This is a genomic window from Pseudomonas sp. LBUM1645, assembly GCF_059716185.1.
The window spans coordinates 680,032-695,389 of sequence record NZ_CP166811.1; the positions used below are offsets into that span (position 1 = coordinate 680,032).

General features: G+C 56.1%; 3 protein-coding genes. 2 read left to right on the top strand and 1 reads right to left on the bottom strand.

Annotation, left to right across the window (positions count from 1 at the left end; genetic code table 11):
• Positions 1-304 precede the first annotated feature (304 nt).
• Both ACA079_RS02955 and ACA079_RS02960 read left to right on the top strand, forming a co-directional pair.
• A complete protein-coding gene (locus tag ACA079_RS02955; RefSeq protein ID WP_497702522.1) occupies positions 305-7,387 on the top strand; it encodes a TcdA/TcdB pore-forming domain-containing protein in 7,083 nt (2,360 codons plus the stop codon).
• A 75-nt stretch (positions 7,388-7,462) separates the two neighbouring features.
• The gene (locus ACA079_RS02960; protein ID WP_497702523.1) at positions 7,463-14,548 is read left to right on the top strand and encodes a TcdA/TcdB pore-forming domain-containing protein; all 7,086 of its coding nucleotides are present in this window, start codon (positions 7,463-7,465) and stop codon (positions 14,546-14,548) included.
• On the opposite strand, the gene ACA079_RS02965 is transcribed toward ACA079_RS02960, so the two are convergent.
• Positions 14,517-15,113 carry a MarC family protein gene (locus ACA079_RS02965; protein ID WP_007937197.1) on the bottom strand — a complete coding sequence of 199 codons (597 nt, stop codon included), beginning with the start codon at positions 15,111-15,113 and terminating at the stop codon, positions 14,517-14,519. The two genes, ACA079_RS02960 and ACA079_RS02965, sit on opposite strands and share 32 nt — an antisense overlap.
• Between the last annotated feature and the right edge of the window lie 245 nt (positions 15,114-15,358).

Consider the following 15,358-nt stretch of genomic DNA (forward strand, 5'->3'; position numbering starts at 1 on the left):
CGCTTTTATACCTGTCTGTGGTTAGTGAATACGTAGTGCTTGCGGCCGACAGTTCGATGTCTTGATGTAAGTTAATGTTTGGTTTGGGCGTAAGGTCGCTATCGCATTTGTTGATGGTCGACCATTTTGTTGTCTTTTTTTTGTTGTTTGGGTGGGTGTTTAAGTTTCTGGATGTTCGGTTGGTCATTAATTGTTTGTTTTCTGTTTTGAAGCGGGAAGTGCGTTCGGCTAGTGTTGTTTGAAGTTGGATGATTTAAGCATCTTAGTGGGTTGCCAGCATTTAATTTTTACAGGGAAGTACTTTATGGGTGAGCCAACAGTTGGTCGTGTGAACGGCTACGTCAATTTTATTGATCTTTTTAAATTGTCTGATCTTGAGCAGGCATTGCAGGGATATAAAGGTACCGACAAGTACGACGCGGTATTTCGGTATTACTTCGCGTGTATCGGCTTGCTCGATTTTCCGAGAATGCTTCCACCGCTGGGTTTGCTGCGCGAGGCGCTTGAGTCTTTTGTTGAATCCACGAGCCGGCGTCGACGTGCCGCGGGAATGGAACCGCAAACAGCGCCGGAGGGCTCTGCGACTCCGGGCCTGGCTGAAATCAGCAACAGGATCGAAGGCTTTCATGCACGCCTGTCCAACAGCATCGAACAGCTGACTGCCGAGGCAACCGAAGTACCGAAAAATCTGCACTTTGTTTGGTTGGGAGGTGGCCTCGGTAACATCCAGCGCGACTACATTAATGTGTGGAAGCAGGTCATGGTCAATGAAGGCTATGAGCTGAATGTCTGGTATGACAGCGATGGAATGCTGGTTCACGAAACCAACCGAATCATCGTCGAGGCCGCCAAGGCTGATGTGTTGTCTGGCGAAGGGCAGCGAGTTGTGTCCGGTGATGCGTTGGCCGATCTCTATGAAGAACGAGCCACAGCGTTGAAGCGGCAGATGTACTTGCACATCAATCAGTGGACCGAACTGGGCAAGAGTGCCGATCAGGCACGTATAGACTTGCTGGTTCGCGGCTATGGTCAGGACGAGGAAAGCTTGCGCGCATTGCGTAATAAAAACGTTCAAATCATGAACGGCCTCAATGACGAACAGATTCGATTGCGTGATGTTCATGAATTGTCGGCATTTTCTCGATTGGGAGATTTCTATAACCGTGAAATGTCTTTGCGCGGCAATCTCGCGGCGGCCTCGGATATTGTGCGGGTACTGGTGGAATATGGCGAAGGTGGGATCTATAGCGACGTGGACTTCTTGCCTCCGCTTGCTCAGGAACTGGCGGGCATCGAAGTTAACAAACTGGAGTTCGACGCACGGCTGGGTGTTTTGCAACTGTTGCTCGACCACAATCCTCATTGGATGCCGAACCGCCAGTCCCTGCGCAGTCGTTATACCGACTACACCGGGAGAATTCCTGCGGTGCATCGCGATGCCCTGGAGCGGTTTGCCAAAAGTTCGCCTGCGTTAGAACAGGTGTTTGTTCCGCTCAAGGACCTTTCTGTTCGGCCCGACAGTTTGCGCTTGGCGATGATCGACAACGGCGAGTCCAATGCACTGATTGTTAGCCATCCCGGGTCACCTGCGCTGGACGCTATTATCGAGCGCTTGGAAATCCACCGGCGTGTACTGCTGGAAGTTGAGCACCAGGCCAACAAGCGCGCAGTCAAATTTCAAGATAGCGACGCCATTTTTAGACTCTCGGAAGAAGTACTGAGGGAGGCGTTCGATATCTTCGATCAACAAGCCGGCGCCGATGATTTTCGGGCCAGCGACCTGTGCAGGGGGATCGGTGACTACTTCAGTGACGGCATCCGTCCCCAAGCCCAAGGCTCGATATTTTTGACAGGGCCGGGGGCAGTGCGTGCCGGTTTGGTGGACTTCGAAAGCAAGGTGCTGACACCTCAGGCAACCAAGGCGTTTAGGGATGCCGTGCGAATGCACACCGGGTTCAACAACGCTACGGAAGAGGATAGGGATCATTCCTGGAAAGAAAATGCCGAGGACATTCATGCTTGGCTCAATGCCGAAAAGCAACGCTGGACCGACGGTGCACTGAAAGCGCGTTACACCGCAAACATGGCACAGCTGTTAAAGCATCAGAGCATTGATTTCGAGGAAGGCTGGCCAGTGATTGAAGGTCGGCACGTGTTGCTGACCGATGTGCTGCAGCGCCTGGCAGACGGCCTCGGCGAGCCATTCCTGCAGGCAATGAGCCGGCGCCACAACGGGACCGTGACGTTTGAAAAGTCTTTGTCCCTGAGCTTCGATGACCGGCAAGCGATCATTGCTCAGGAGACCAGCATCCGTCCCCCGGCCTCCCTTCCTGACCCGGCGATACAAAACCTGTCGATGGATGAACTGCTGAGCCGGATTGCCAGGGACTCACTGCTCACCGTGAAATTGAGCCCCCTGCAACGCCTGTTACTCGGTGCATTATTGGGGGCGAAATCGCTGGATAACCAGCATTTCGACGCAGTCGGTGCAACGCTTGAAAACCTCGCCAACACCGTGTCCGAGTTGGGCGTATCCCACCGTTACAGCGCCATAGAACGGGAGCTGTTCAAGCAGAATCATCCCGCTTTCGTGGCTGGGTTGACCCGTGCTTCAAACCCGCAGATATCCCTTTCTGAAACCAGTGTCGAACTCAAGAAGCAGGCGCTTGCACGCCCGCTGACGTTGGTTGAATGGGGGCATATGGTCTCCAAAATTCAGCATGTGGCGAAACTCGAATACCGCGATGGGATTAGCGAGCGAATCGGTGAAGTACTGGAAAGCTTCGATCACGGCAGTTTCAAACTGGTGCCGCAGGACTTGCTGCTTCAGGGCTCCGGCGACCGGATCGCCGGGCGTTGCTACCCGTTGGCACTGGCCATGGCGACTGCGATCAGCAGGGGGAACGAGGCGACCAACATTCTGCGTGAGCGGTTTTACCTGGCGGTCATTGAACCCGACACCAGCGACTCGAAGGCGTTTGTGAGCATTGTCGAGGAGCTACGCGATACCGACATCCATGACCTGGGCGGGGCGGTGGTGCGTTCCGATCTGACGCAAGTCATTGCGACGCTCGAAGGAAAAAACGGCACCAGCACGCTGATGCTCAACTCTGACAACCACTCCATGCTGGTGGCCAGAACGTTCAATGGCGGGCGCAGCACGTACCACTTCTACGATCCGAATTTTGGTGTTTTCGAATTTGATACCGCCAAAGCGTTCAGCGAAGCGTTGACACATTTTTTCGTTAAACAAGAGATGGCCAGGCATTACGCAGCTTATGGAGAGCCTGCGCGTCCAACGTTTGATTTGATTGAACTCGACGCTACCCGGCTGAATAAAAGGGTGCTGTCTTCGGGTGTCCAGGTGTTCAGTCTTTCCGAGTCGGGCGGCCTGCCTGAGCAGGTGCCGCGGGTAAGACAACGGCTGGCGAGTGCCCGGGGGCAGTCGCTGGTCAACAATGCGGTGCTGGGCAGTTCATTGCTGGAACTGGACGCGCACTGGTGGGGTGGGCAGATCGCGCAGGCGACTCGGCAGTTGCAGGAGCAACACGGGCTGTCGCCGCACGCTGTTGCGTTGTTCGAGACGCTGGAGATAACCCCGGCAGGGGAATACAAAATCAGTCTGGTCAACATCGATGCCGCGAAGACCATTGTGCGTGTGACCACCGATGATCATCGACTCCTGAGGATTAAAAATTTCCTCTCGGAAACCTTCCATTCGTTAGCCGGTCGCCCGCGTGCACCGGTCAATTCGCCTGATCCGACGGACGCCGGCAGCGTTCATACGCTCAATGCCGGTTTCACCATACAGGCCCTGATGAATGCGCTGCGACATCACGAGGGCGCGGCCAGCGGTGGTGACAAGGCCCTGACCACCGCTATTCGCCTGCATGCCTACGTCAACTATGCCCAACTGGCCCATGGCAACGTAGTGGATTTGATTGGCGTTGTGAAACTGGTGCGTCAGGCACTGGACGATGAAAAGCTGATCGCCCGCACCAGCGCACCGTTGGTGCAAAAGGCCTTGGGGCATATCGCCAATGAAGGCGTCGGTACTGTGCTGGGGCTGGTGAATGTCGGGTTTGATATTTATCAGTTAAGCCATGCCACCAATGAGATTGAAAAGGCGCAGTTCGGAACGCAGTTGGCCTTTGACTCCGCGAGTGCGTTGGTAGGCGCAGCCGGTCTGGGTGCGGCACTGGCTGGCGCGGGCACGGTGGCCGGGGTGCTTGGGGGTGTCGGGGTGATTCTTGGCGGGTTGGCCGTGGGCGTTACTGCGCTGGCCGAAGGTTTTGCGACGATTGCAGAGGAAGCCAAGGAGGTCGCGCTGTTTTTTGATGGGCTTGAAAAGGCGTATCAACAAGGCGGCTATTACCTGGACAAGGCGTCGAATGCCTGGATTGCGCATCCCTTGCTGGTGTTTGCCGATTTGGATTTGCGCGCATCCACCGTCAATTTCGACAGCCCGAAACTGTTCCCGCTTCGGGACCATTTCGGGGTCCCGGATTACGATGTGGATTACAACCGCGCCATCGATATTCGTCAGGGCCTTGAGTTGCCGGACTCGGCGCGTTTCTCACCACAGGCAGGACAGACCATCGTTCTGCCCTGCAGACCCAAGACCTGGTACGGCTACCAATACAAGTTGCTGCCGTTTGTCACGTTTCGTCATGCCGGCGGGTACGACACGGCACGTCGACTGGAGAAAAAGAACGAGCAGGGGCAATGGCAGTTTCTGTTTTCGTTCTATTCGTTTCCCGGTGAGTACGTGGTCAACCGGTTGAACCCGGTCTACAAACCAACGGTATTCAGTGTACGTCTCGATAGCGTCGAGCGTTCACTGGCGGTACCTGCGCTGCCGAAGGCGTGGCATGGCCTGGTGTCCTACCGGGTAGAAGGTGCAGGTGCTCATTGTTCCGTGCTGCTCAATCCCGGGGTGAGCCTTGAACTCGTCGCACCCGGTCACATCGCCATGCAATGGGTGCTGCTGACTCCATGGCTGGCGGAGACAGACATCCGGATAGAAGCGGGGGGACACCTTGTTTCGGGGACGCTGGATGTGAAGTTCAGTGGCGGTGGCGTTCACCATGTATTGCTCAAGCTGGCGGGTAACAAAATCGTGCTTGTAGATCTTGCTGCCCGGCGGCTGGAGGTTGTCGAAGAAGAGGCCAATCCGGCCCTCGGGGAACAAGCGTTGCTGGATCACTTCAAGACACTGACCCATGAACATCGCCTGGCCACGTCTTACACTCCCGTTCGCAACTTCGTGGTGCCGTTCGAAAAGCCGGACGAACCCAGGACGGTAGTCGCGTATTACGACTCGGCACAGGATCGTTTTCTGTACATCCGCGACCCGGATGAGCTGTTGGCCGATGAGGCCGTGTTAGGGGCAGTGGTGGAGGGTTCGGCTTACTTCTATCACCCCGAGACTTTCTATGTCTGGCAGGTCGATGCGAACACCGGCACGCTGGTTCAGCGTTATCGTTTGCTTATTAGAGATGGCCTGGCGATTGTCCGCTGTGAGGCCGTGACCAATGGCGGCATTCAGATCGTGCAGCAGCTCACTGGAAAGGACGGCCAGCGCGATGAACTGACCTATGTGATCCATGACCGGGCCATGTTGCTTAGTTCGATCACCCGCGGTCAGGATCCTGCGCTGCAGGTTGTTTTGGAGGCTGACACGCTGACTGACTGGAAGCAGGTACTGGGCGACTACTACTTGCTGGCAGAGTCCGCCGATACAACTAACTGGCGCCCCGGTGCACTGGTTTCGATTTGTTGGCAGATCGATGACAAGTGGCGGGATCTGGTCTGGGTGCGCAGCAGTGACGGGATGATTATTCGTGCACCTGCCAGGCGTCACCATGCTCGGGGATGGGCAGACTCGATCAAGGCTTTGAATGATCTTCTGCTAATCGCCCCTGCCGGTGCCGAGGGCGAAGTATTCGTTACCTACGACAAGGCTCACGGAAGGCTCGTGCGACAGCAAAGGTCGATGGTGGAGGGTCGCGCACAATGGTCGTCCAGAGAAATCGCCCCCCCAGGGCTGAAAAATGTTATCGCCGTTGAACGGGACTATCTCGCCCTGACCGACTCTGGTCTGTTCTTTGACATTACGCCGGACGGGAATCTGAGATTCGGCGGGCTGACCGAGCACTGGTTCAAGGATAAAACCCAGTGGTGGTCGGCGCTGGCAACAGTTGCGTTGCAATACCCGGTGCCGGGTTTTGCCATCCTGGGTTTGACCGGTTTCAACGGACATGCCGGTTTGTGCGCCTGGTACCTGGATGGTCGGCTGCTGCTCGCTGAAATGGGGCACGGCAAAGAAGTACGGTTGCTGAGTATTACTCCAGACAATCAGGCCACCTGGCTGTTTGATCTTTCAACCGGCAAGGTTGTCCGTCAGGGTTTTATCGATCCAGATCACTTGAGCACGGCATTTGCCCAGGGAACGAAACTGTTACTGGCTGAGGCATTGCCAGCCCCGATGCAGGAGTGGGCGAACTGGACCTTTAGCGACGTAACAGTGGAAGGCTCTGGCTTGAGGGCAACGACGCTTGACGGTGTGGAGGTGGATTTACAGCACAACGAACCGGTACGGATTACCGGCGTTGACAGCCATTGGGTCGCTGCACTGGAAGGTGCATTGAGTGAGGGCCTGGCTGCGCTGGCGAACGAACACCGATGCGCCGATTTTCTGTCCGTCAAAGACCCCGACTACCAACAGTGGTACGTGGTCCGGACCGGACGGTTGATCCGCATTCCGAAGACCGCTATTGCTGCGCAATTCACGCTCGTCGGCACCCAGCATCAAACCAATGTGATGCTGCATGACCGCGGGGATGGTTTTTTGCACACCTATCCGCAGAACAACAAGGTCGGGCCGCTCGGCTATGTCGAGCGAAACGCCGAAGTACTGGTGGTCGAGGGGGCGAAAACGAGTACGGAGCTGCTCCCGTTGATTGCCGATGATGTCAGCATCCTGGTGCTCAAACTGGGTCAAGGTTCAACGACCTGTCGGCTTACCAGAGCCTCGTGGTTGAAACTTGAATCGGTCATTGTCGATTGCCGCCATTCGCTCGACCACTCGCCCTCGGTTCCGGGAAAACTGATCTGGGATATCGTGGTTGCGGATCAGTTGTGGGCGAGCCGGGTCGATGAGCACTTGGTGATTGTGGATGTGGACAGCGGACACAGTTTGATCTTTCGCGACGTGTTCTCGACCGATGTCGTTTTGCAACGGAACGTATTTCTGGCGATGAGCGGCTATCAGTCCTTCGCGGTGTCAACACTGGTGAGTGCCCTGGTTGCCAGGAATAGCAGCACGAGCAGTGTGTTACTCAAAGACATTGTGCCCACCGTAATAGTTGAAAAAATAGAAGATTGAGTTCTGACAGCCACTGACACATTGAGCCTGTTCGATGTGTGAGTGGCTGTCGGCTTTTTTCATATGGATATGAAAATGAAAAGTACACCTGCCGGAACGCTGAATCAGACTGACACTTTTTCCACGCCGTTTGATCGCAGCGAGTTGGAGTTTGCGTTGAGCGGTTTCAAAGAAATGCCGGAGCACGCAGCGGCCTTGCGTTACTTCGACGGTGCTATCGAGGCGTCGAGTCTGGACGCCCAACTGACGCCGATAAGTCTGTTGAAGGAAACGCTCGAATCAATAAACCCGAAAGGTTCGGCTGCCACACTGCAAAAAGTCCGGGATAAATTGACGGACTATTTTCTGCGTTTGAGTACAACTGTCGAACTGCTGAATACTGCCAAACCCGTCCCCAAAAAGTTGCACTTTGTCTGGGTGGGCGGTGGCATTGGCGCTATTCAGGGAGACTACATCAATGTCTGGCGGCAAATGCTTGCCCCGCAGGGTTACAGCCTCAACCTGTGGTATGACAGCGATGCTTTGCTGGCCCATGAGACCAATCGCATTATCGTCGAGTCAGCCAAAGCACTGGGGACGATTTCTGCTCCACAAGGAACAGTCGAAACGCCTGCTGTGCTGGCTCGTCGTTACATCGAGCGAACTCGAGTGTTGCGGCAGCAGATGTTCGAGCATATCCAGACTGTCACCCAGGCGGGCGGGAGCGCCGATCAGGCGCGAATCGATCTTTTAGTCAGCGCCTATGGTCAGGATGAAGGTGCACTCAAGGCGCTCAAGGCCCGCAATCTTCAATCTCTGCAACGCGTGGAAGTTGCCCATCGAGACATTCACGTAGAGCTTATCAATCAACCGTTGTTCGATATTTATGAGCGTGAAATCTCTTTTCGTACCAACCTGGCGGCTGCGTCCGATATCACGCGTTTACAGGCTGTGAATCTCGAGAGTGGAACCTATCTTGACGCTGACTTACTGCCGTCTCTGCATAAAGTGCTCGGTGGTGTGGATCTCGCCGCCTTCAGTGCCGAAGAGCGTATAGGCGTGATGCAGATATTGTTTGATCACAACCCGACAATCCTTCCGAATCGGGGGCAGGCCTATGCGGACTTTCGCCCCAAGGTGCCTGAACAACACAGAGAGGCGATAACAGCATTTGCCAAAAGCATGCCGTCCCTCAGCGATATTTTTGCCCCGTTCAATGACGTCATGGTTGCGTCGAACGGGCTGCGCGTCGGGAACAAAAACACGCCTGATTCGATGCCGGATCAAATCAAGACGCCATTCAACGGATTATCCAATGCCCTGTTGAGTGGTCATGCGGGTTCTGCGCAACTCGCCGCCGTCATGGAAAAAATTCGCAGCAACTATCAGTTCCTGGACCGGGTGGTTGCGCAGGCCTTGAGCAGCAATGTATCGCTTCAGGATCGCAAGGCATTTCCCGAACTGATTATCCGGGAGCTGGAGAAACAACACGGTCCGATTTCAAGCTGGGAGGCGAATATGCAAAGCCTCACCAGGTTTTCGCTGGCGATCAATGACTATGATGCCGACGGCATCAAATTCGGCGCCCAATCGGCCATTGCGATGAGCGGGCCGACGGCGGTATCCAGCGGTTTGAGTGACTTTGTCGAAGACCATGCGGTGCTTGAAAGCCGCCAACTGATCAGCGACAAGGTTGACCTGTTCGACGGCTTTAACCTCGCCACCGAAGAAGAAACCCATCACAGCTGGAAAGACAATGCCAGGACTGAGGCGGCCTGGTTCGAGCTTGAAACAACAAAAGCGAGCCAGAGCGGTTACAAGGCCCATTTCAAAGGCAACATCACTGAGCTGCTTAAAGGTCAGCTCATGACGTTTAAAAAGGGTTGGCCTGTGATTGAAGGCCGCCCGGTTTTACAGACCGACATCTTGCAAAAACTGGTGGATGACCTGGGAGCCCCCTTCATCCGGGCCATGAACGAAAAACTCAGCGGTGACCTGAGCTTCGATAAACCTTGGTCCCTGAGCTTCGATGAGCGTCAGCGGATCCTGGCGCAAGCCCGTGTCGAACTTCCGGTCTCACACGGTTTTGAGCCGATCGGCAACTTGAACGAAATGATTGCCCGTATTGGCCACGGTTCTCTGCCGCTTGATCAGTTGAGCCCGGTGCATCGGGTTTTGCTCGGTGGGCTGTTCGGTGCGCAGACGCTGGATAATGCCGGATTCGACGATGCCTGGCAGCGCACCCGAACCCTCGCGCAGAGCACCGCTGACCTGGGTTTCGCCCAGCGTTATCTCGCCATCGAGCAGGCCTTGCTCGCGCGCAGGCATCCTGCATTCGAAGCCGGGTTTGCAGCTGCCCAGGCAACGGTTGAGCCATCGAAGAACAGCGCTCAGGTGCTCAAGGCCCTTGCGTTCGAGAAGCCGTTGACCTTGCGCCAATGGGGCGAGCACATGGCCCGCATCAGGTTTCAGGCCCAATACGAGCTGCGTCACCACATCTTCCAGCGCAGCGCCTCGGTGCTCGAAACCTTCATCGCGCAAGGTGCTTCGACGGGGAGGTTGATGCCTCAAGGATTATTGGTCAGGGGTGAAGGCGATCCCGGAAGGCGCTGTTATCCACTGGTGTTGGCCATGGCGGCGGCCATCGAAAAAGGCTCCTCGGCCGTGGACGCTTTGAGCGGCAGGCTGGCCAATGCCAACCTTGCCCCCGACACCAATGAAACCCATGCTTTTCTGCGGGCCCTTGATGAGTTGCGGACGGTGCCAATGGCACGGTCGGGCACTTTATCAGGAGCGTCGCGGCTGGATCAGGTCATGCAGACACTGGATACCAGGACTTCCACCAGCACCTTGATGCTCAACACCGAAAGCCATTCCCTGCTGGTGGCAAAAATCGTCAATGGCGAGTCGAGTGCCTACCGCTTCTACGATCCGAATTTCGGTGTCTTCGGATTTGAGCAGGCGCAGGACCTGCACCGTGCTCTTGAGCAGTTTCTGAGCAGCCCTGAGCTGGCCAAGCTGTATGAGATCAGTCACCGGACGGAAGCGACGTTCAACGTCGTCGACCTCAATGGCCCACGTATCGCCGATCTGACACTGCCGTCGCAGATCAATGTGTCGGGTTTGCTGAGCCATGATCCGATCAGCACCGGTGTGACGGTGGCGCCATGGGAACACCATGCTGAGTTACGGGCCCGTTCATTGGCGGAAAATGCCCGACTGGGGCGTGGGCTGAACGAACTGGACGCTCGTCACTGGGCGCAGCAGATTCAGCACAGCGCTGATCGCCTCCACACGGAAAGTAACCTTGGGCGAGACTTTGTTCCGGTGTTCGACAGTGTGCGAGAGGTGTCTGGCGGACACTATGAAATCAGCCTGGTCAATCTCAAGGACCCCACGCGCACCGTCAGGGTCTCAAGCACCGACGGAGTTCTGCCGCGGATCCGCTCCTACCTGACGGAGACCTTCCAGACTCTGTCGGTCAAGCCGTCCGTACCGGGCAAGATTGACCCGACCGATGTCAGCGCCGTGCATACCTTGAATGCGGCTTTTACGATTCAGGCGCTGCTGGTGGCGCTCCAGTCCCATGAGCAAATCAGCAACATCAATGAAGACCGGAGCCTGACGACTGCCGTGCGAATGCACGGTTACCTCAGTTACGCGCAACTGGCCCATGGCAATCTGCTCGACATCGTGGATCTGGTCAAACTGTTCAGGGTGGCGTTGAACGACGCACCGCTGGTGGCCCGGACCACCTCCTCGGTCGTGGTCAGTGCGCTGGGACATATTGCCAGGGATGGTTTGGCCACGGTGATGCAACTAGCCACGTTGGGTTTCGATATCTATCTGCTGGCCAATGCCAGGGACGATCTGCAACAGGCGCAATACGGCACGCAGTTGGCGTTCGATTCGGCGGGGTTGGCACTGTCTGTAGCCGGCATAGGCGCCGGCCTGGCCGGTGCCAGTACGGCGGCTGCGTTTCTTGGCGGGGCCGGTGTGATTCTGGGCGGGTTGGCCATTGGCGTGAGCGCGCTGGTCGAAGGGTTCAACGGCACATTGGAGCGAGGACGGCGGATCGGTCAGTACCTGAACCGCGTCGATAAGGCGTATCGCTCGGGCGGTCACTCGATCAGGGAGGGCGTGTTTTATCCGAACCCTTATGCGGTCATCCGCGAGATTGATTTACGCAACCAGCGACTGACGTTCGGCAGTCAGGAAATTTTATCGGCCAACACCTCTGCGCTGCACCCGCCGAATCACAATCTTGATCGTTCGAAAGCCATCAACATTCGACAACACCTCGAGTTGCCGGAGCATGCAGCTATTGGCGATCTGACGACCTTTCAGGCCATTGTCCTCCCGTGTGTGGCCAACACCTGGTTCGGTTTCGATTACTCGGCCCTGCCGTTTTCGACCACGCGTTCCGAGCATTTTGAAACTGCGCTGAAGCTGGAGTACGACGCAGCAGGCAATCGCCAGTTCTGGTTTACCTTTTACAAGTTCCCCTCCGAATACATCATGCGCGACTTGAATCCGATAGAAGCCGAGACGACGATCAGTGTCTTGCTGGATCAGGAGCCGCGTTCGTTGCTGGTACCCGAGCTGCCCAAAATGTTGCACGGCAAGCTGTCCTACAGCGTTGAAGGGGTGGGTGGTCATTGCGCGCTGACACTCGCTCCGGGCGTGCGTTCGGTCAATCTGTCACTGGCACAGAAGGCTCGCCCCATGGCCTGGACGCTGCGTGCGCTCTGGTTGAGCGAAGAGGATATCGTTGTCGGCGAAGGCCTTTTGAAGGTAGGGGCTGTCGACGTTCACGTCATGGGTACGCCTGAATTGGTTATCCAGACTTCGCATCACTCGTTTCGAGTCAACTGGGCGAAACAGCAGTTGCTGCTCGAAGAGCTGGAGAGCGACCCGACTGTCGACACGGCGATGATCCAGGCCCGAGTCAGGAAACTGGCCCGCACCAATCGTTTGGCCAGCCCGTTCACAGCGGTACAGAATTTCCCGGTTCCGTTCACAGACCCACAAGAACCACAACTCGCCACGGCTTTTTATGAGCAGGCCCGTGATCGTTTTATCTACGCTCGCGACCTCCCATCAGCACTGGCGAACCAAGCCAGGCTGGGCGCGGTTATCGCTGGGCAGGCGTATTTCTATTGCTCCCAGGAAGCACTCATCTGGCGCTCTGACGTGGTCACCGGGCGGGTCAATCGATTCTATAGGCTGATGGATCCGGTGCCCGGTTCGAGCATTTCGGTGTTTCAGGTCCTGGGGCAGGGGGTCATCCGGATTGTCCAGCAAGTGATCCAGCGCACTGGGCGTGAAGCCGAGGTGGTCTACCTGTTGGGAGGGGACGAAGTCTTGCTGCTGGCGATTGCAGGTCATCTGACCGACCGTCAGCAAGACCTGCTGCTCAAGGGCGCCATGCCAGGGTGGTCGAATTTCTTGTGGGATTACGAACTGTTGGTCAAGGACTCGAAACTTTGGCCTTTGACCCAAGTGAAAGTCGTGGATTATCAGCCTGCGGCGTTTGTCTCGATAACACCTTTGACACAGGGCAGAAAGGATCCGGTCAGCACGTGGGTCCGTGCTGCCGATGGCCTGCTGATTCGTCCCAATGTGCCGCAGATTGAGGGGCCGGGCGGCACGGTCAGCCCGATGTTGCTGACACCCGCGACCAGCACGGGCGATACCGTCCTGTTCTTTGACAAGCGCAATCGCACCCTCTATCGCCAGAAGATCGGGATGACCGTCACCGGTGTGGATGCCCAGGCTGAGCCTATCGGGCCCTGGAATGTGATCGAAGTCATCGCCAATGAAAAACGCTACGTTGCGTTGACCAAGGAAGGGCTGTATTTCGATATCAACGAGCAAGGGCAGTCGCAACTGGCCGGAGTCTCCGAAGACTGGCTGGAGGATGCCAGAGGACCGTTGGGCATTGGCTTTGAGTTTTGGGCCGACGTTGAGGCGCTTGCGAAGGCGCATCAAGCGTCGAGCTTTTCGATTCTTGGTCTGGGTAACGGCGTACGGGATGAAAAACTGTGTGCCTGGTACGTCGACCATCGATTGCTGATTGCTGATGTGGGCCCTGGCAAGGTAGCGCAGTTGGTGGCAACGTCGCCAGATGAGGAGGCGGGTTGGCTGCTGGATGTTTCCGTTGGGCAACTTTACCGCCAAGCGTTCCTTGAGCCTGAAAAACTACCGACACTCTTTGATAATGGTCTGCAGCTTCTGCGGCAGGACCTGTTGCCTGTGCCACAAAAGGTCTGGTCCGAATGGTCTTTTGCGCAAGTATGGACACATGGCGCCGGTCTGCGAGGACGGACGCTTGAAGGGGTTGAACTCGAGATGATGTTCGGTGAACCGGCACGTATTGTCGGCGTCACGGGAGATTGGGTTCTGGCGCAACAGGGTACGAATGACCCTTACGATGCGGGCGTGAGGCAAGCGTTGAAGGCGCTGGTGAGCAAGCATCCCCACGAAGCATTTGTATCGGTTGGCGGTTACTTGGGCTACCAATGGTACGTCGATGACATCGATCGAGTGGTGGGTGAAGTCAATACGAGCCTGGAAACCCGACTGCTGGGTGTTCGAAACAAAACTGTTGCCTTGCTCCATGAAACGCCCAGCCAATTGACCTACAGCGCTTCGAGGGATGTGTGGCTGGAGAACAGCGTTGCACGTCGTGAAGCCGAGGTGTTGATGCTGGAATTTCAGGGTGAGCTCAATGACGTTATGCCGTTGATACCTGACGGCGTTACCCAGTTGATCTTGAGTTATGGACCCAGAGCGATCAGCTGCAGCGTATCGAGCACTGTCTGGCAGCGGCTTGAATGCATTGTGGTTGATTGTCGTCGTTCGTTGAGTGCTGAGTCACTGATGCCGGGCACATTGATTCTGGATACCGGGGCGCAGGATGCGTGGCGGGTCAGCCTGGTTGAAAGGCAGTTGCTGCTCACCGACCCGAATACCGGGCACAGCCTGATCTTGCGCAATCACTCCGACGATTTGACCGCGCGCCGCTCGATGAGCCTGAGTCTTCAGGTTCATGGCGCCACAATGACCGTAACCCTTGATGAGTTAGTGCAGGCACTGGCCATTGATGGCGAGGACAGGCAGCTCGCCGCGCTAATGACGAAGGTGGGCGTTACGGAACCAGATAGCCCTTCACCCCGGTAAAGATGATCTGCGCCGCCAATGCGCAGACGAACAACCCCATCAACCGGCTGACGATCTGCAAGCCCTGGTCACCGAGAATCCGCTCGATGCGGTTGGACAGATAAAGCACCACGCCGACCGTGAAACTGGCCAGGGCAATACTGAGAATGGCCGTGAGTTTGTCGTCCCAATGCGGCTGACTCACGCCCATCACCAGCAAGGCGCCGATGGTGCCGGGGCCGACCGTCAGGGGAATGGTCAGCGGGACGATGGTCACGTCCTGCTGCACGTTGTCGGTTTGCACCGCCGACTTGCCCTGGGCCATGCCCAGCGCCGAGATGAACAACACACTGCCGGCGCCGATGCGGAACGCATCCACGGTGATGCCGAAGACACTGAAAATCACTCGCCCGAACAAGTACAGCAAGACGCTGGAGACCAGGGTGGCTGTCGCCACTTTCCAGGCCAGTCGGCGTTGTTCCTTGCGCGAATAACCGCGGGTCAGACTGATGAAGCAGGACAATACGAAGAACGGGCTGTAGAGCACCAGCATCTTCAGGTAAACGCTGAACAACACGTGGAGCATGGTTTCGGCTCGCATCAAGAGAGAGGATGAAGAGGAGTCTATCAGTCTGTTAATTGCTTGTGGATGTGAGTTATGAGATGCACGTCAGTTAATTTTCCTGTCAGGTGTTTTTATTAGTTAATTCGGGGTTGTTTTAACTTGTATGGGTGGGTGGATATAATGTTACAGGTTTAAGTTTGCGGTAGTTCGTTTGTTTGGTTATTGTTTTATCGCAAGTTCATGAGGAGCTTGTCTGATATTTTTAT

What these genes read in the sequence shown, in the direction of transcription:
- ACA079_RS02960 (WP_497702523.1), top strand. Translation starts at nt 7,463, where the DNA reads ATGAAAAGTACACCTGCCGGAACGCTGAATCAGACTGACACTTTTTCC.
- ACA079_RS02955 (WP_497702522.1), top strand. Translation starts at nt 305, where the DNA reads ATGGGTGAGCCAACAGTTGGTCGTGTGAACGGCTACGTCAATTTTATT.
- ACA079_RS02965 (WP_007937197.1), bottom strand. Translation starts at nt 15,113, where the DNA reads ATGCTCCACGTGTTGTTCAGCGTTTACCTGAAGATGCTGGTGCTCTAC.